This window comes from Dactylosporangium sp. NPDC051087 (assembly GCF_055586325.1).
The window spans coordinates 203,534-220,763 of record NZ_JBVJIJ010000008.1 but is presented as its reverse complement, the minus strand read 5'-3'; the positions used below and the strand labels follow the sequence as shown (position 1 = coordinate 220,763).

Annotated in this window: 14 protein-coding genes; 8 read left to right on the top strand and 6 right to left on the bottom strand. The window is 74.1% G+C overall.

Annotation, left to right across the window (positions count from 1 at the left end; translation table 11 throughout):
• Nucleotides 1–24: 24 nt before the first annotated feature.
• Both ACZ6TV_RS17470 and ACZ6TV_RS17465 read right to left on the bottom strand, forming a co-directional pair.
• The gene (locus tag ACZ6TV_RS17470; RefSeq protein ID WP_465298205.1) at nucleotides 25–705 is read right to left on the bottom strand and encodes a class I SAM-dependent methyltransferase; all 681 of its coding nucleotides are present in this window, start codon (nucleotides 703–705) and stop codon (nucleotides 25–27) included.
• A 3-nt stretch (nucleotides 706–708) separates the two neighbouring features.
• Nucleotides 709–1,356, bottom strand: a complete 648-nt coding sequence (locus ACZ6TV_RS17465; protein ID WP_465298204.1) for a response regulator transcription factor — start codon at nucleotides 1,354–1,356, stop codon at nucleotides 709–711.
• Nucleotides 1,357–1,429: 73 nt separating this feature from the next.
• On the opposite strand from ACZ6TV_RS17465, the gene ACZ6TV_RS17460 reads away from it, so the two are divergent.
• Nucleotides 1,430–3,202: a sensor histidine kinase gene (locus tag ACZ6TV_RS17460; protein ID WP_465298203.1), complete on the top strand. Its 1,773-nt coding sequence runs from the start codon at nucleotides 1,430–1,432 to the stop codon at nucleotides 3,200–3,202.
• On the opposite strand, the gene ACZ6TV_RS17455 is transcribed toward ACZ6TV_RS17460, so the two are convergent.
• The gene (locus ACZ6TV_RS17455; RefSeq protein ID WP_465298202.1) at nucleotides 3,175–3,882 is read right to left on the bottom strand and encodes a TioE family transcriptional regulator; all 708 of its coding nucleotides are present in this window, start codon (nucleotides 3,880–3,882) and stop codon (nucleotides 3,175–3,177) included. The genes ACZ6TV_RS17460 and ACZ6TV_RS17455 overlap by 28 nt on opposite strands.
• Before the next feature lie 61 nt (nucleotides 3,883–3,943).
• On the opposite strand from ACZ6TV_RS17455, the gene ACZ6TV_RS17450 reads away from it, so the two are divergent.
• Nucleotides 3,944–5,503, top strand: coding sequence for an erythromycin esterase family protein (locus ACZ6TV_RS17450; RefSeq protein WP_465298201.1), 1,560 nt, complete (start codon nucleotides 3,944–3,946; stop codon nucleotides 5,501–5,503).
• 560 nt (nucleotides 5,504–6,063) lie between these two features.
• Here the strand turns inward: ACZ6TV_RS17450 and ACZ6TV_RS17445 are convergent.
• Entirely contained in the window at nucleotides 6,064–6,879 is an 816-nt protein-coding gene (locus tag ACZ6TV_RS17445; protein ID WP_465298200.1) for a transglutaminase-like domain-containing protein, read from the bottom strand.
• A 243-nt stretch (nucleotides 6,880–7,122) separates the two neighbouring features.
• Here ACZ6TV_RS17445 and ACZ6TV_RS17440 point away from each other — a divergent pair, with 243 nt between their 5' ends.
• From ACZ6TV_RS17440 to ACZ6TV_RS17415, 6 genes are all read left to right on the top strand, one after another.
• Nucleotides 7,123–7,383 carry a ribbon-helix-helix domain-containing protein gene (locus ACZ6TV_RS17440; RefSeq protein WP_363531208.1) on the top strand — a complete coding sequence of 87 codons (261 nt, stop codon included), beginning with the start codon at nucleotides 7,123–7,125 and terminating at the stop codon, nucleotides 7,381–7,383.
• Complete coding sequence (locus ACZ6TV_RS17435) at nucleotides 7,380–7,781, top strand: hypothetical protein (RefSeq protein ID WP_465298199.1); 402 nt, start codon at nucleotides 7,380–7,382, stop codon at nucleotides 7,779–7,781. The genes ACZ6TV_RS17440 and ACZ6TV_RS17435 overlap by 4 nt, the downstream gene beginning before the upstream one ends.
• Nucleotides 7,782–7,876: 95 nt before the next feature.
• Nucleotides 7,877–8,692: a hypothetical protein gene (locus ACZ6TV_RS17430; protein ID WP_465298198.1), complete on the top strand. Its 816-nt coding sequence runs from the start codon at nucleotides 7,877–7,879 to the stop codon at nucleotides 8,690–8,692.
• A gap of 894 nt (nucleotides 8,693–9,586) precedes the next feature.
• Nucleotides 9,587–11,011, top strand: a complete 1,425-nt coding sequence (locus ACZ6TV_RS17425) for an MFS transporter (protein ID WP_465298197.1) — start codon at nucleotides 9,587–9,589, stop codon at nucleotides 11,009–11,011.
• Nucleotides 11,012–11,081: 70 nt separating this feature from the next.
• Nucleotides 11,082–11,900 carry a lysophospholipid acyltransferase family protein gene (locus ACZ6TV_RS17420; protein WP_465298196.1) on the top strand — a complete coding sequence of 273 codons (819 nt, stop codon included), beginning with the start codon at nucleotides 11,082–11,084 and terminating at the stop codon, nucleotides 11,898–11,900.
• 96 nt (nucleotides 11,901–11,996) lie between these two features.
• Nucleotides 11,997–13,940 carry a putative bifunctional diguanylate cyclase/phosphodiesterase gene (locus tag ACZ6TV_RS17415; protein WP_465298195.1) on the top strand — a complete coding sequence of 648 codons (1,944 nt, stop codon included), beginning with the start codon at nucleotides 11,997–11,999 and terminating at the stop codon, nucleotides 13,938–13,940.
• Nucleotide 13,941: 1 nt separating this feature from the next.
• On the opposite strand, the gene ACZ6TV_RS17410 is transcribed toward ACZ6TV_RS17415, so the two are convergent.
• Nucleotides 13,942–14,493 carry a helix-turn-helix transcriptional regulator gene (locus ACZ6TV_RS17410; protein ID WP_465298194.1) on the bottom strand — a complete coding sequence of 184 codons (552 nt, stop codon included), beginning with the start codon at nucleotides 14,491–14,493 and terminating at the stop codon, nucleotides 13,942–13,944.
• A 106-nt stretch (nucleotides 14,494–14,599) separates the two neighbouring features.
• Entirely contained in the window at nucleotides 14,600–17,056 is a 2,457-nt protein-coding gene (locus tag ACZ6TV_RS17405; RefSeq protein ID WP_465298193.1) for a helix-turn-helix transcriptional regulator, read from the bottom strand.
• Nucleotides 17,057–17,230: the final 174 nt, after the last annotated feature.

Below are 17,230 nucleotides of genomic sequence, written 5' to 3'. Positions count from 1 at the left end.
CGAACCGGCGCCGGCGCAGGGTGCCTAGTCCCGTGCCGACCTGTCCGTGAGCGTAGCAACCCCCCTGATGAACCCGTCGCCGGTGGGGTCCACCTGTGCGGTCCACCCCAGTTTCGCCAGCTCCGCGGCGAGCCCGGCGGCGTCATGGAAGAGTTTCACGACCTCGTGCTCGCTGCCGTCGCGCAGCCTGCGCAGGACCGTGTCCCGCCCACCCGGCGCCGCCCGCTCGCTCGCCCGCTCCCCGGCGTCGGTGTCCACGAACACCACCCGCCCGCCGCCGGCCACCGCGTCGGCGACCATGGCCCAGAACGCCGCGAACCTCGCCGGCGGCACGTGCGACAGCCAGAACGCGAAGAACACCGTGTCGTACCGCCTGGCAGGCCGCCACGTGAACAGGTCGGCCTGCTCGAAGGTGGCCGTGAGCCCTTCGGCCGCCAGGCGGCCGCGGGCGATGCCGAGCATCTCCGGAGCGCCGTCGACCGCGGTCAGGCTCCGCAGGGCCCCCGACCGCGCCAGGCGGGCCAGCCGGGCCGTCCACTGCCCGGTGCCGCACGCGAGCTCGAGGACGTCACCGCCGACCGGCAGCTCGTCGACCAGACCGGTCAGGGACCGGAACGACCGCTCCGCGTACACCTCGTCGTACTCCGGTGCCCGCGCCCGGTAGTACCTGAGCTGCCCGTCCAGCAACGCCTGAAGATCATCCACCGGTCACCCCGCCCGCAGGTACGACAGCACGGCACGCACCCGACGATTGTCATGCGGCGCGTCGGGGATCGCGAGCCGGTCGAAGATCCGCTGGATGTGCGCACCGACCGTCTTCACCGACAACGTCAACCGCTCCGCGATACCACGGTCGGTGAGCCCCTCCGCCATCAACGCCAGGACCTCCCGCTCCCGCCTGGACAGCACCTGCAGCCCGACCGGCCCGTTGAGCAGCATGTCGACGAGACCACCGTCCACGACGACCTCACCCTCGCGGACCCGCCGCACCGCGTCCCGCAGGACCAGCGGATCCAGGACCCGGTCCTTCAGCAGGTACCCGACATGGGTGCGGCCCTCGTCGAGCAGCTCCATCGCATACGCCACCTCCACATGCTGCGACAGCACCAGCACCGCGGTCGCCGGGTACTCCCGCCGGATCCGGCCCGCCGCCCGGATCCCCTCATCGGTGTGCGTCGGCGGCATCCGGATGTCCACCACCGCCACGTCCGGGCCCTCCGCCGCCACCAGCCGGCACAACCCGTCCGCGTCCCCGGCCTCGCCCACGACCCGCAGCTCCCCACCGGCCTCCAGCAGCCGGGCCAGCCCCGCACGGATGATGACCGAGTCGTCGGCGATGACCACACGCAGGCTCACCGCCACAGGATGCCATCCGCGCTGACCGATCCGGCGATGCGCACCCGGCGATCCGATGACTACGTTCTGTGGCATGCTCCGGCTGCTGACCCCCTGGGCACGGGCCGGCTGGATCGCCGGAGCCGCCGGCACCGTCGCGCTCGCCGCCGCGCAACCGGTCGCGTTCCAGCTCGGCGTGTACGGCGCCGACAACCGGCCCGGCACCGTCGCCGGCCTCACCGTCATCACCATCGGCCGGACCGTCGTCGCCGCCGGCGGCCTCGCCGCATGGGCCCGCCGCCCCGACAGCCGCGTCGGCGCCGTCCTCGTCCTGTGGGCCCTGCTCAGCCTCAGCAGCGGCCTCGGCCTGCACACCAGCGGCGCACTGCTCGTCTGGTCCTACCTGTCCATCACCGTCAGCCGGGCCCTGTTCGGGTGGGCGCTGCTCACGTACCCCGACGGCCGCCCCGAGACCGGCTGGGAACGCGCCTTCATGCGGGCCCTGCTCCTGCCCCCGCTGCTGCGCGTCGGATACATCCTCGTCACCCCGGCACCGGGCCTCGACAGCAGCTGCGCCCCCGGCGGCTGCCCCGGCAACCCGCTGCTGCTGCACCCCTCCACCACCGTCTCGGCCGGCTTCCAGACGGGGGAGCAGGCCGTCTCCGCCGTCCTCGCCGCCGCACTACTGGGGCTGCTGATCCGCCGGTACCACCGGATGCCCGCCGCCCGCAGACGCGCCAACGCACCCGTGCTCTGGGCGGCCGGCGGCCCGATCCTCGTGCTCCTGCTACGCCTGGCGACCGAGGCCTCGGGAACCGGCAACCGGACGGTGCGCTGGACGCTGTACTGGATCGACCACTTCACCGTCTTCTGGGTGCCCGTCGCCATGATCGTCGGCCTGCTCGCGTCCCGGCTCGCCCGCGCCGACGTCACCGCCCTGCTGCTGCACCTGCAGTCCGCCCCGATCGACGAACTCGAGCCGGGCCTCGCCACCGTCCTCGGCGACCCCCGCATCCGCATCGCCGTCGGCACCGACGCCGACGGCACGGCCTTCGCAGCGCGGACCGAACTCGGCGACGGCGTCCTGCTCCTGCACGACCCCGCCACCCGCGCCGAGGACCCGCAACTGTTCGACGCCGCGGTCGCCGCCGCCCGGCTCACCCTCACCAACGCCCGGCTCACCGCCCAGATCCGCGCCCAGCTCGCCGAGGTCAACGCATCCCGGGAACGCCTCGTCCGCGCCGGCGACGAGGAACGCCGCCGCCTCGAACGCGACCTGCACGACGGCGCCCGGCAGCGGCTCATCGGCCTCGGCATGGCCCTGCAGTCCGCCCGCGCCACCGTCGAGGACACCAGCCCCGCCGCCGCGATCCTCGACGACGCCACCGACCAGCTACGGCACTCACTCGCCGAACTGCGCGACCTCGCCCGCGGCCTGCGCCCCGCCCTGCTCACCGAACGCGGCCTCGTCGTCGCCGTGCAGACCCTCCTGGACCGCGTCCCCGTCCCCACCACCCTCACCGCCGACATCCCCACCCGCCCGGACCCCACCGTCGAGACCACGGCGTTCTTCGTCATCGCCGAGGCGCTGCAGAACATCACCCGCCACGCCCCGCACGCCCACGCCACCATCACACTCACCTCCACGCCCGCCTTTGCCGTGCCCGGCGGGCGCCTCACGGTCGCCGTCGCCGACAACGGCCCGGGCGGCGCCGACGACCGGCGGGGGAGCGGCCTGCGCGGCATCGCCGACCGGGTCGCGGCCGCCGGCGGCCACCTCACCGTCACCAGCACCCCCGGCACCGGAACGACGATCACCGCCGTGCTGCCGTTGCCGGCTCACGGGCCCTCCAACAGGGACAGATAGGCGTGCAGCGCCGCCGCACCCGCGAGCATCGCCCGGCTCCGCCCGTCCAGCCTGGCCCGCCAGTCACCCAGCATCGCCTCCAGCCCGGCGATCCCACCCGCCGACCGGACCTGCGCGATCACCGCCGCGATCTGCTCCAGCAGATACCCGCCCCGCCGCAACTGCTGCGCCAGCAACGCGTCCCGGACGTCGGCGGCGCCGTACACCCGATATCCCGTCCGCGGATCCCGGCCCGGCCGCACCACACCCGCCCGCTCCCACTTGCGCAACGTCGCCGGCCGCACCCCCAGCCGGCGCGACAACGGCCCGACGAACGTGTCCCCACGCCCCTGCACCACCGGCCGCAACTCCGCCGTCGCCGCCTCGACCGCCAGCAACGTCCGCCGGTCCTCGACCAGCTGCACATGCCCCTCACCGACGAGCCGCAACGCGTCCCCGACCGCATCCCGGGTCACCGCCTGCATGATCGCCGCCGCCGCCTGATGCCCGTGCCCGGCCACCAGCGCCAGGAACGCGTCGAGCGCCGCCGCGTGCACCGCCGTATACACCCGATACCCGCTCTGCGTCCGCGCCGCCCCGGGCAGGATGCCGGCCGCCTCATAGTTACGCACCGCCTGCGCCGACAACCCATGCGCCCGCGCCAGGTCGACGGGTCTCCACCTGTTTGAAGCTTTCGCCACCCTGCACCCGCCACAACCACGCCGGACCTTCAACGGAAGGTTCAACGATACCGTTGAAGCAATGACCTACCCCGTCGACGCCGCCGCCGTCCACCGCCTCCTGCCCGCCCAGCCGCTCGTCCTGGCCCTCGGCGAACCCACCCACGGCGAGGACGTCCTCCTCGAGGTCCGCAACGACCTCTTCCGCCAGCTCGTCGAAACCTCCCCGTACCCGGCACCGTTCCGCACCATCGCCGTCGAAAGCGACTGCCTCAAGGCCCTCACCATCGACGACTACGTCACCGGCGGCCCCGGCACCCTCGACGACGTCGTCGCGGCAGGCTTCAGCCACGGCTGGGGGACCGCCGCACCCAACCGCGACCTGGTCGCCTGGATGCGCGCCCACAACACCGGCAGGCCACTGCCGGACCAGATCCGCTTCGCCGGCCTCGACGGCCCGCTGGAGCTGACCACCGGCCCCGCCGCCCCCCACGAAGCCGTCACGACGCTGCACACCCTGCTCGCCGAGACCGTCCCCACGGACCTGCTGCCCTGCACCAGCACCGAACTCGCCGACCTCCTCGGCAACGACACCCGCTGGACGGACCAGGCCGCCATCATGGACCCCACCCAGTCCATCGGCCGCACCCCCGACGCCGCCCGGCTCCGCCTGCTCTGCGACGACCTCGCCGCTCTCCTCGACGCCCACGCCCCGACACTCGTCGCCGCCGGACGGTGGGACCTGGCCCGCCTCTACGCCCGCACCGCCACCGGCCTGCTCCGCTACCACCACTGGATGGCCGACCCGACACCCGCCCGCCTCACCCACCTCGTCGCCCTCCGCGGCGCGATCCTCGCCGGGAACCTCCTCGCCCTCACCGAACACGGCCCCGCCCTCGTCCACGCCCACAACGCCCACCTGCAACGCGACCGGTCCAGCATGCGGCTCGGCGACCACCACCTGACCTGGTGGAGCACCGGCGCCCTCACCGAGGCCCACCTCGGCGCCACCACCAACCGGACCAGCCCCGCCGCCCACCACACCGCAGACGACACTGCCGCGCCCGGCGCCGCCCACAACCGGGTCGAGCAGCCGTCCCCGAACGCCGCGGCCAGCGCCCCGGCGAGCAACGAGACGCCGCCGGGCGACGCGGCCACCCCCGGCACCGCCCGCAGCCGGGTCGAGCAGCGGTCCCCGGTCGCCCCTGCCGGACACGCGACCTCGTTGGACGACGTGGCAATCCCCGGCGCGGCCCGCGAGCAGGACGGGCAGGCGCCCGAGAACGCCGCAGTCAGCGGACCTGCCGACCACCGCGGAGGGGCCCGGGCCGAAGCCGCCCGTGACCGGGTCACACAGCCCGCCCCGAGCGGCTACGCGTTCCTGTTCACCGCCCTCGGCACCATCCGCCACCACGGCGTCGACACCCCACCCGCCGACACTGTCGAAGGCCACCTGTACGCCCAGCCCGGCGACCGCTGCGTCGCCGACCCCCGGGCCCTCCTCGAGGCGTTCGGCGGCACGCCACCCACCGCCCGCACGTCCGCATGGTTCGGCTACGCCCCGCTCGACCCCGCACACCTGCCCAACTACGACGGCGTCGTCTTCATCAAGGACAGCCCACCCGCCGCACCAGGGGAGTAGGCCCTACCGACCTCGCCCGGCAGAGCCACTGACGGAGCGTCCAACCGACAGCGAAAACACGGAGCGCCGACGGCACAACGAAACGGCGAACCACGCGGCACGGCGCGGCGGGCACACGGCGGGAGGAGCTACTGTGCCGGTCGCCCGCCGGTCACCGTGGCCCGCCCACACCGCGACGGCAAACGTCAGCCGCCCGAATCGTCGCCTGCAACCGCCGCGCGTCAGCTCCCTCAACCGATTGCGCGGCGGTGCACGGCAACACTGCGGCGCGGATCATAGATCTCCGTCGTCACGTATGGCTTCGTCCTCCTCGGCGCGGCGCGGTCCTCGGCGTCGGCGCCATGCACGCAGAGCAGGTTCCGGCCTGCGGTGGAACGGACCGTCGGGCAGGCGGCCGGGTCGCTGCGCGCGGAGCTGCGAACACCATGAAGCAGCGAACACCATGAGGACGACCAGCCGGGTCCGGCCCAGGGGAGAGCAACAGGCGCCGAGCGGTAACGCGCCAGGACCGGCATCCACCACATACGTCTGGCCGCCTGGCGCCGATCCGCCCGCCGCGTCTACCGGATCAGCACATCCGGCACTCGCAGCCGCTCGTCCGCATACAGGTCGGTGACCGCCACCGTGTCGTCACCGGCGGTCACCGACGCGACGCGGTCCATCAGGTCGTCATAGTCGGTGCCGGTCTCGCCCTTGTACGCGGCGTCCATCCGACCCCACTCGTCCCACGGCAGCATCTCCACCTTGTTGAGCGCGGCCAGGTCACGCACCGCGTTGCCCTGGATCTCGGCCGGACCGAAGTTCTCGGTGCCGGACACCCCGAACCGTTTCGCGTCCGCGTAGCCCTCCCGCCACGCCGTCCACGCCTCGCCGCCGGTCAGGAACAGGCCGTCGGTGAGGTCCTCGGGACGTGGCAGGACGGTGCCGCCGATGACCTGCGGGTCGGTGCGGACCCACCGGCCGCCGCTGAGGTGCTCCACGGCCCAGTGGTCCAGGCCGAGCCCGGCGGCGAAATACGAGGCGAACCCGGCCCTGGCCCGCGCCGGGATCCCGCGCAGCCGCAGCAGCGCCACCGTCAGCACCACGAAGTCCCGGCACGTCCCGACGACCCGCCGCCCGGGCGGCCGGGGCACGTGCAGCGGCGCGGCGTCCAGGCGCAGGATCGCCGCGACGATCTCGTCCGCGGGCCGCACCTGAACGTCGTCGAACCGCTCGGGCGGCAGCGCGAGGCCGCCGGTCTCGTTCCGGTGCACGACGAGGGTGTGCGCGAGCCCGCAGATGCCCTCGGCGTCGGACGGCACACCGGCGAGGGCCGGGGCGGGCACGGTGGTGAGGTCGGTGAGTGGTCCAGGAGTGCTGTAGTCGATCCCCGTCATGCCCGAGACGCTACCGCCCGGGTACGACACTTCCCGCCTCGACAGGTTGACATAATGTCAATTATCGAACATCTACCGGCAGCGCTCCGGGAAGAACGCGGCACCTCCCGGTGAAGACACGCGTCACGGACGGTGACCAATAACCGGACAGGCGTGCCACATCGGCGCAGGTGGGCAGGAATGTCCCTCGCACGGGTGACGCGACGCTAGGTGATCAGCGTATGCGGCCGCTACCGTGTACGTATGCGTGAAGTGCGCAAGGAGCGGGTCACGGTGACGATGCCCGCCGATGAGGCCGCCGCGGTGCGGCGGTTCGTGGACGCCGGCGGCGCGGAGTCGGTGTCGGCGTATGTCGCCGAGGCGGTCCGCGGGCGGCTGGCCCGGGACCGCGCGCTGCTGGCGCTCAACGAGCTGTATGCGCGGCGCGGGGTGCGCATGGATCCGGAGCACCACGCCTGGGCGCGTGAGGTGCTGGGGGTGGCGCCAGCCGGGCCGGTGTCGTGACCGCGGTCGGCGGCCGCATCCTGGACAGCTCCGCGATTCTGGGGTTCGTGGCCGGGAAGCCGTACAGTTCCGCGATCGTGTGGCACGCGGTGGACCAGGGTGTCGTCCTCGCGGTGCCGGCGGCGGCGCTCGCCGAGGCATGGGCGCAGACGTCCCCGAAAGACTATGACGTGCTCAAGGTGCTGCTGAGCCTGCCGGTGGTGGTCGTGGACGACCTGACCGCCGCGGACGCCGTGGACAGCGGTGTGCTGCTCTCCGGTGACGGCGGTCCGGCCCTGGTCGCCGCCGCTCATGTGGTACGCCGTGCGCAGGCCCGACCCGGTTGGGCCATCGTCACCGACCGGCCGGACGTGCTGCGGACCCTCGACCCGTATGCGGAGATCGACGAGCTGCCCTGAATCCTTGATCATTGTCGTACGGTGTGTCGCGTTCGAAAATGTCAGACCCGACTGGTAGAACGTTCCCGTACACATGTTCGATAGAGGAGGGTGCGATGGCAGCCGCGCGGACCGCGGCCGGAGGCTTGTCGACGGTGGAGCTGGAGCAGATCCGGGACACCCTCGCGGCCGGCCGGAAGCCGAAGGTCGTGTTCACGGAGGCTGCCGGCCAGATCGCCGGGCAGCTGGGGCAGGTCGTGCAGCTGACCGACCCCGAATTGTCCGAGGAGTGGGTGGTCGTCCGGTTCGGCCGGGACGAGCTGCCCTTCTCCCCCGCCGACCTGAAGATCGCTCCGAAGGCGGCGCCGGCGCGTCGCACCCCGATCGTTCCAGCACCCCGTGAGGAGACCCCCGTGGCCGCGCCGTCCACCGTCGAGCAGCCCACCGACGCCGCTCCCGCCGGCACCGAGCCCGCCGCGGACGCACCGGCCGGGTCCCCCGCGCCGTCCGACGCGACCGACACGTCGTCGGCCGGGTCGTCGGCTGCGGGGGCGAAGGACGACGTGAAGGAGTCCGCCAAGGACAAGGAGCCGGCGCGTGAGCCGGGGGTGCCGGCACCGCGGGCGACCCCGGCGAAGAAGGCGGCGGCGAAGCCGAAGGCGCCGGCCGGGCTGACCGTGACCCTGGCATATGCCGACGGCGAGTGGACCGTCGCCGCCAACCAGGGCACGAAGTCCCTGGCCAAGCCGTATGTCATCAAGGCCAGCGAGGCGCTGAAGATGGTCGGGATGCTCGACGTGCCGGGCGTCCACGAAGCGGTCGAGGAGATCGTGTCCGCCGCCCGCGCGGAGGCCGAGTCGCAGGCCGAGCGGCTGCGGGCGGAGCTGGCGGAGATAGAGGCACGGCTGGCCGAGCTCCGCGAGGCCGAGTAGTCCGAGCGGTCGCCGTCGGTCCCGCCAGGTTCCGGGCTCGCGCCGAAAGGGCCGTATCGGAGGAGCCTGGCGGGACCGGCAGGGCGGACAGGTCCGCGGCGCCGGTCGCCCGGTCGGGCTGCCTGTCGAGCCAGGCGGCCTCGCGGGTGACCCAGTCCAGGACCGGCCGGTCGTGGACTGGCGGCCGATGAGCGCTTCGAGGCGGGCCGGGCAGGGAGAGGCGAGGGGCGAAGCGGGACGCGGCTACGCCACGTGGGTCCGCGTCGGGCGAACGACGTGGGCGTCTCCCCGCCCCCGCACGGACTCGGCTCGGGCAGGTCCTGCCGTCCCTCGCCGAGACCGGTGGTCGCGATCCACCTCGACATCCTCGACGGCGGGCCTGCACGGCGGTCCGGCAGTGGCTGCGCCCGACTATTCCGGTGACCGGGCGGGATGGCTGCGGGACGGGCGAGCGTTGCGTGCCGTCGGCGAGCCGGTGCAGGATCGCGGGGCCGCCGGTTCAGCCGCCGATTCGCGTGCCGGTTCAGTCCGGCCAGGTTCGGTGAGGTTCGGCCCCGACAGGTCAGGGTCAGGTCAGGTTCGGTCCGGCCGAGCAGGAGATCAGGGCGTGACGCCGGTTCCGGAGCAGCGCATGGCTGCCGCCGATCCCCCGCGACCGTGACCAGCATGGGCAAAGGTCGACGTGTGCCGGCGCGGCGAGACGGAGTCGGCGGCTCCCGGGGAAGGGACCGCGCGGGCGTCCCCGAGGTAGCCGAGCCGGTCGCATCACGCGTTCAGGCGATGACGGCACCTCTCCCCCGCCGTCACCCAAAGCCGTCATCACGGGCCGGCGGTCCGTGGCGTCATCCCCCGCGGATGGTGTGACGGGCCGTCCAGGCGGTCGAGGATCGGCGGGTGCCGACTCCCCGGGCGATGATCCTGCCGCTCGCCCTCGCCCAGTTCATCTGCAGCTACGCCGGCACGGCGATGAACGTCGCCATCACGCCGATGGCGCGGGATCTGGGCACGAGTGTGTTCGGGGTGCAGGCGACGATCACGCTGTTCACGTTGACGATGGCGGCGTTGATGATTCCCGGGAGCAAGCTCACCGACGTGTGGGGGCGCAAGCGGTGCCTGGTGGCGGGGCTGCTGCTGTACGGCACAGGCGCGCTCCTCGCCGCGGTCGCGCCGGGCCTCGGGGTGATGATCGTCGGTAACGCGCTGCTGGAGGGTGTCGGGTCGGCGTTGATGATCCCGCCGATCTACATCCTGGTGACGGTGCTGTCGCCGGATGTGACGAGCAGGGCGAAGGCGTTCGGGGTGGTCAGCGGCGCCGGTGCGCTGGGCGCGGCGACCGGGCCGCTGATCGGTGGGGTCATCACGAGCCTGGCCAGCTGGCGGGCGTCGTTCCTGCTGCAGGTCCTCGTCATCGGGTGGATCGTCGTGCTGGTCCGCCGGTTCCCGGACCATCCGCGGACCGGGCCGGCGCCGCGGTTCGACGTGACGGGGGCGGTGCTGTCGGCGGTGGGGCTGCTGCTGGTGGTGTCCGGTGTGCTGCTGTCGTCGTCGTACGGGTGGGGTGCCGCCCGCACCGACTTCACCGTCGCCGGGCACGTGCTGATCGCCGAGGGTGGTGTGTCGCCGGTGTGGCCGGTGCTCGCGCTGGGCGTGGCGACGCTCGCCGGGTTCGGGTGGCATTTGCGGCGGGCGGAGCGGGCCGGGCGGGAGCCGTTGCTGCATCTGCGGCTGTTCGCGGACCGGACGGCGAACCTGGGCATGGGCACGCAGGCGCTGCAGTGGCTGGTCATGCAGGGCATGTTCTTCGTCACGGCGGTGTACCTGCAGGACGCGCTCGGCTACGACGCCGTGCGGACGGGGCTGGTGCTCACCCCGGCGACGGTCGGCATCCTGATCGCGTCGGCGGCGGCGGGCCGGTTCGCGCGCCGGCACGCGCAGCGGACCCTGGTGATCGCGGGGTTCGTCGTGACGGTCGCCGGGATGGTGCTGCTGCTCGGGCTCGCCCCGACCGGCGCCGGGGTGTGGTGGACCGCGCCTGGGCTGTTGCTGGCCGGGTTGGGGCTGGGCGTGATGCTGACCGCGTCGGTGAACGTGGTCCAGTCGTCGTTCCCGGACCGGGATCAGAGTGACGTGTCGGGGTTGTCGCGTGCCGCGTCGAATCTGGGTTCGTCGCTGGGCACGGCGCTGGCGGGGTCGATGATCGTGTCGGCGGCGGGTGGCCGCCCGTATGCGCTGTCGCTGGCGGTGCTGGTCGTGGTGGCGGTCGCCGGGCTGGTCCTGGCGGTGCTGCTGCCGAGAGCGGGGACGGTGCCGAAGGCGTAGGCATTTGCGTCTGGGCCGCGTGGCGTTACGGTTCCTGGGTTGCATTGCCAGGACGTGACGGTGGCGGGGTATGACGGACGTGGAGCGGCGCGCGGCGGATCCCGCGGCGGCGGATCCCGCGGCGGCGGATCAGCGGGGGTGGCGGGCGCCGCGGACGTGGCGGTTCCTGCTCGTCGTCGCGCGGGAGGTCGTGCGGCCGGTGGCGCGGTTGCGGGTGACCGGTGACGTGCCGGCCGGGCTGCGGCACGGGGCGGTGATCTTCGCGGCGAACCACATCGGGCCGTTCGACCCGGTGGCGATCAGCGCGGCGTGCCGGGTGGCGCGGCTGGCGCCGCGGCTGATGGCGACCGGTGGCCTGTTCCGGGCGCCGGTGGTCGGGGCGGTGATGCGGGCGGCGGGGCACATCAGGATCAACCGGCGGCAGGCGGACGTGGGGGCGGCCGTCGACGTGGTCGCCGACGCGCTCGCCGTCGGGTCGCACGTGCTGGGGTATCCGGAGGGCAGGATCACGCTCGATCCGGGGATGTGGCCGGAGCGTGGGAAGACGGGGATGGCGCGGATCGCGTTGCGGACCGGGGTGCCGGTGGTGCCGGTCGCGCAGTGGGGCGCGCACGAGGTCGCGGCGTGGGGCGGGTTCGGGCCGACGGTGCGGACGTTGGGCCGGTCGCTGCTGCGCCGCCCGGTGGTGCGGGTGCATTTCGGCCGGCCGGTCGACCTGTCGGACCTGGACCCGGACACGCCGGGTGCGGCGCAGCGTGCCACGGACCGGATCATCGACGCGATCACCGCCGACCTGGCCGGTCTGCGGGTGGCGGAGCCGCGGCTGCCGCGGTACGTGGACCCGGTCCGGCCCCTGTCGACGCAGCGGCGGCACCGGCCGGCACGCTGAGGGCCGCACCCGGACCGCTCCCCCGGAACCGCTCCGCTCCCCCGCCGCCCGGCCGACAGGGACTCGGACAGGTCGGTCGGCACGAGGGGGCTCCGGATGAACTCGTCGTCGCGCACCCGCAGGTGGTGGCGGCTGTCCGTCGGCGGGGTCATCGTGGTGCTGCTGTCCGTGGCCGTGATGAGTGTCGCCGGGGTCGGCAGGACCCGGCACGCGGCGGAGACGGTGGCCGAGGCGACGGCGTTGTCGGATGCGTACGCGCGGACGAACAAGGCGATCGCCGAGGAGGAGTCCCTCGAACGCAAGTACCGCCTGGACCGGGGTGACGCGGTCCGGGCCAGGCATGCGATGGCCGGGGCGGCGTTGCACGCGGCGTTGAAGGACGTGGAGGCGCGGGGCGGGCCGGCGGACCGGGACCTGGCGTCGCGGCTGCGGCGGGTGCACGACGAGTACGGGTATGCGGTCCTGCGGGTGTTCGCGGCCGTCGACACCGGGGAACTGGCGGAGGCGGCGCGGATCAACAACAACGACGTCGACCGGCTCTTCTACCAGTTGAGCGCGGAGATCCAGGCGGCGGCGGACCTGCACGCCGGCCGGGCGGACGCGGCGATCGAGGAGCTGCGCCGGGTCGAGGGGCTCGTGTTCGGTGCGTTGCTGGTGTCGGTGGCGGTGGGTGCGGTACTGCTCGTCGGGCTGGGGCTGGTCGTGGTGCGGTACCAGAACACGATGATGGCGCAGGCCGACCGGCACGAGCACGCGGCCCGGCACGACGCGTTGACGGGGTTGCCGAACCGGACGCTGTACACGGAGCGGCTCGAGGCGGCGCTCGCGGCGCGGGACGCGGTGCTGACGGTGCTGCTGCTGGACCTGGACCGGTTCAAGGAGGTCAACGACACGCTGGGCCACCATTACGGTGATGAGCTGCTGGTGCAGGTCGCGGCGCGGTTGACGGGTGAGGTGCGGGCCGGGGACACGGTCGCGCGGTTGTCCGGTGACGAGTTCGCGGTGCTGCTGCCGGGCGCCGACGTCGTGCGGGCGAGGGGTCTGGCGGGGCGGTTGCAGGAGCGGCTGCATCAGAGTTTCGCGTTGCGGGACGTGACCGTCGACGTGGAGGCGAGCATCGGCATCGCGGTGCGGGAGCCCGAGCAGACGGCGGAGGAGCTGCTGCGGGCGGCGGACGTCGCCATGTACGCGGCGAAGGACACGAAGAACGGTGCCGTGGTGTACGAGCCGGCGACGACGGCCGCGCCGCCGTCCAGGTTGCTGCTGCTCGGTGACCTGCGCCGGGCGTTGGCGGAGGCCGCGGAGCTGGTGCTGTACTACCAGCCGAAGGTGACCCTGGCCTCCGGTGCGTTGTGCGGCGTCGAGGCGCTCGTACGGTGGCATCATCCGACGCGTGGGCTTCTCGCACCGGCGGAGTTCGTGCCGATGGCGGAGAACACCGGCCTGATCAACCTGCTGACGACGCACGTGCTGGGGCGGGCGGTGGCGCAGGCGGCGGTGTGGCGGGCGGCGGGGATGGACGTGCCGGTGGCGGTGAACCTGTCGCCGCGGTGCCTGACGGACCCGACGCTGCGGGACCGTGTCGAGGGGCTGCTGGCCGAGCATCGGCTGCCGGCGGAGCTGCTGCGGCTGGAGGTGACGGAGAGCGCGGTGATGGCGAACCCGGCCCTGGCCACGGCGACGCTGCACGGGCTGCACCGGCTCGGGGTGCGGCTGTCGATCGACGACTACGGCACGGGTTACTCGTCGATGGCGTACCTGCGGCAGCTGCCCGTCGACGAGCTGAAGGTCGACCGTTCGTTCGTGGTGAACCTGTCCGGCGCCGACGACGATGACGCGGTCCTGGTCCGTTCGGCCGTGGACCTGGGGCACAACCTGGGGATGACGGTCGTCGCGGAGGGGGTGGAGCACGCGGGGCAGGTCGCGGCGTTGCGGCGGCTCGGGTGTGACATCGCGCAGGGGTACCACTACGCGCGGCCGGAGCCGGCGGAGCAGGTGCAGCGGTGGCTGCGTCCCGTCCCCGCCGGCCGGAACGGGTAGGTCAGCCGCCTTCGCGTTTGATGCGCAGGTAGGCGAGGACCGCTTCGCGGGTGGTGCGGACGCCGAGGGCCTCGCGGGCCTCGGCGATGCGCCGGTTCGCGGTGCGCAGCGACAGGAACTCCGCGGCGGCCGCGGCGGCGATCGTCTCGCCGCCGGCGAGGCGTTCGAGCAGGGCGCGTTGCTCGGGGGCGAGGGTCGGGCCGCCGCTGTCCGGCTCGGGGGCGGTGCCGAGTTCCGCGTCGGGGTCGGTGGTGACGGGACCGATCCGGGCGAGGTCGGCGAGCAGCGCCCGGCCGATGTCGCCGCCGGCGTCGCAGATGGCGACGATCCCGGCGCCGCGGGCGGCGGCGAGCAGCGCGAGCTCGGCGGTGTCGGCCTCGGCGACGCGTCCGTACAGGGCGAGGCGCGCGTCGGAGACGTCCCAGGCCTGGTCGGTGAGCGCGAACCCTTCCCTGGTGCTCCAGCCGGCCCGGGCGAGGCGGCGCAGCACGCTGGTGGCGTCGCCGCCGGACGCGACGACGTAGCGGGGTGCGAGTGCGGGGTCGCCCGCCATCAGCGGCCCAGACCGGTGTCACGGCCGGTGGGCCGGGTCGGTGCAGCGGGTGTCATCCGCCAACGATGCGGTGCGCAGGCCCTCACGCACAAGACCACACCGTTACTCATCCAAGCTCCTCGATAGCCAGTGCGGCGGCTTCGGTGCGGGTGCGGGCGCCGAGCTTCCGCATGCCGGAACGGATGTGCGTTTCGACGGTTTCCCGGGAGATGCCGAGCTGACCGGCGATGCGGCGGGTCGGTTCGCCGTTGGCGACGAGCCGCAGCACGTCGCGTTCCCGGTCGGTGAGGTCGTCGCCGGCGCGGCGGCCGCGGGTGTCGCGGCGGATCGCGTGGCGGCGCAGCGCCCGCCGGGTCCGGCCCAGCAGCACGACGAGCCCTGCCTCCTCGGCGAGGCGTTCGGCCTCCAGCAGTGCGGGGACGGCGCGTTCGGCGTCCTCTTCGAGGATGCCCTGGGCGAGCAGGCAGCGGACCTCCTCACGGCGGGCGAGGTCCCGCCAGGCGGCGGCCGCGGACGCGAACTGGTCCGGTGCCTTCCACGCGTCGAGGGTGGCGGCGACGGCGGCGAGGGGCCGGTCGCCGGAGTCACCGGCGACGAACGCGCTGTCCCCGGCGTCGTACGCGGCCCACCTGGCGGTGATCCGCCGCAGCCCGTCGACCAGCGGCGGGGCGGACAGGTCCGCGGCGGCGCCGGTCGCCCGGTCGGGCTGCCCGTCGAGCCAGGCGGCCTCGCGGGTGACCCAGTCCAGGACCGGGCCGGTCGAGGACGGGCGGCCGGTGAGCGCTTCGAGGCGGGCCCGGGCGGGGGCGAGCAGACCGCCGTCGGCCTCGGCGAGGCTGGCGGCGGCGACCGCGTACCCGCGGGCGACGGCCGGCAGGGTGCGGTCGGTGAGGTCACCGGCGCGGCGGACGACCTCGTCGATCTCCTCGCCGCGCAGCGCGTCGCACCACAGTTGCGCGGCGATGAACCGGGTCTGCCACGAGTACGCGAGGTCCCCCGCGCACGCGGCGGCGGCCGCGGCGGCGGCGTTGGACGCCTCGGTGAGGCGGGCGTCGGCGGTGAGGGTCTCCACGAGCAGCCACGCGGACCAGCGGGCGGCGAGGACGTCACCGGCCTGCCCCGCCGCGGACGCCGCGGACGCCAGTCCGTACTCCCAGCCGGGGCGGCGGGTGCCGGCGCGGACGGCGGCGATCGCGGCGCGCAGCCCCGGGTGGGCGGGTGCCTCCCCGTGCACGCGCAGGAGCTCCTCGGCGCGGGTCAGGGCCGCGTCGGGGTCCCGGGACAGGGTCGCGAGCAGCTGCACCCGGTCACGGGCGCCGGTCACGTCACCGGCGGCGTCGTCACCGACGGTGCTCACGGCCTCGCCGGCGGCGGCCGCGTTGCCCTGCTGCAGCAGTGCCTCACCGCGCAGGACCGCGCCGACGGCGCCGATCGCGGGGTCGGCGACGGCGGCGGCGTCCAGGACCCGCAGGCACGAGCCGGGCCGGCCGGCGGCGAGCGCGGCCCGCGCGGCGTCCAGCCGCACGTCGGCGGCCGCGGTGACGCCGGGCAGGTCGCAGGCGAGCAGCAGCAGCTCGGCGCGTTCGCCGGTGGATGCCGCGGTCCGGGCGGCGCGGACCGCGACCTGGTAGGCGTCGCCGGACGCGCCGGCGGCGGCGAGGTGCCGGGCCGCCTCACGGGGCGGGACGAGCCCGGCGAGCCGGCGGTGCAACGCGACCCGCTCGGCCGGCTCGAGCAGGCCCGCGGCGACCTCGGCGGTGTACGGCGACACCGGCGCGGCGATCCCGGCGTCGTCGACCTCGACCAGACCGGTCGCGGTGAGCTCGCCGATGCCCTCACCGAGGACGGTGGCGGTGACCGGGCGGCCGAGGAGGCCGAGCGCGGCCATCGCGGTACGCGCGGGACGGTTGAGGTCGGCGAGGGCGCCGGCGACCGTGTACGCGAGGCCCTTGTCGGAGTCCAGCGGGGTGCCGCCCTGCGCGACGTGCTTCGCGATCGCGGACACGGCGAGGGGCACGCCACCGGCACGGCGCACGACGTCGGCGACGACGGTCGTGGTCGCGCCGGGCGCGATCTGCCGCACGAGCGCCGCGGCGGCGTCGGCGGGCATCGCCGGCACGTTCAGCCACGCGGTCGCGGCGGCGCGGAGGACCTGCTCGGCGTCGCCGGGCAGCCGGTGCGGGGTCCGCAACGTGACGGCTATCCGACAGTGTTCCGCGATCGCCGGGAGCGCGGCGATCGTCAGCGGATCCGCCCACTGCAGGTCGTCGAGGAGCAGCAGACCGTGACGGACCCGGGACCGGACGGCCTCGGCGAGCAGCGGCGCCTCATGTGACGGCAGTCGCACCCGCACCGCCCGCGACAGCGGCAGAGCGGGCACACCACGCAGCATCGCCAGGGCACCACCGGCGAACACGGACCCGCGGAACGTCTCACCGAGGCGCTTGAGCACCGTGGAGCGGCCCGTGCCGGGCGCGCCCGCGATGACCACCAGACCGGGGTTACGCAGGGCGTCGACCGCCGCGGCGACCAGGTCGGCGGGCGGCCACGCCGCCGCACCCACCGTCGCCCGGCCAATCGGCCCAGTCCCGGCGACTGGCTCGTCAGTCGGTGCCTCAGGCACTTCTCGCCTCCATTCGTGGCACGAACATGGGATCCTGCGCGCGCAGGATATTCGTAATGTGTGTGCCGTACGTGCGTGACATGACGGTCTGATTCCACCCGGGAGCGAGTAATG

Coding starts and splice junctions, on each gene's coding strand:
- ACZ6TV_RS17415 (WP_465298195.1), top strand. CDS start 11,997: ATGAACTCGTCGTCGCGCACCCGCAGGTGGTGGCGGCTGTCCGTCGGC.
- ACZ6TV_RS17430 (WP_465298198.1), top strand. CDS start 7,877: ATGGCAGCCGCGCGGACCGCGGCCGGAGGCTTGTCGACGGTGGAGCTG.
- ACZ6TV_RS17410 (WP_465298194.1), bottom strand. CDS start 14,493: ATGGCGGGCGACCCCGCACTCGCACCCCGCTACGTCGTCGCGTCCGGC.
- ACZ6TV_RS17420 (WP_465298196.1), top strand. CDS start 11,082: ATGACGGACGTGGAGCGGCGCGCGGCGGATCCCGCGGCGGCGGATCCC.
- ACZ6TV_RS17450 (WP_465298201.1), top strand. CDS start 3,944: ATGACCTACCCCGTCGACGCCGCCGCCGTCCACCGCCTCCTGCCCGCC.
- ACZ6TV_RS17440 (WP_363531208.1), top strand. CDS start 7,123: ATGCGTGAAGTGCGCAAGGAGCGGGTCACGGTGACGATGCCCGCCGAT.
- ACZ6TV_RS17460 (WP_465298203.1), top strand. CDS start 1,430: ATGCTCCGGCTGCTGACCCCCTGGGCACGGGCCGGCTGGATCGCCGGA.
- ACZ6TV_RS17445 (WP_465298200.1), bottom strand. CDS start 6,879: ATGACGGGGATCGACTACAGCACTCCTGGACCACTCACCGACCTCACC.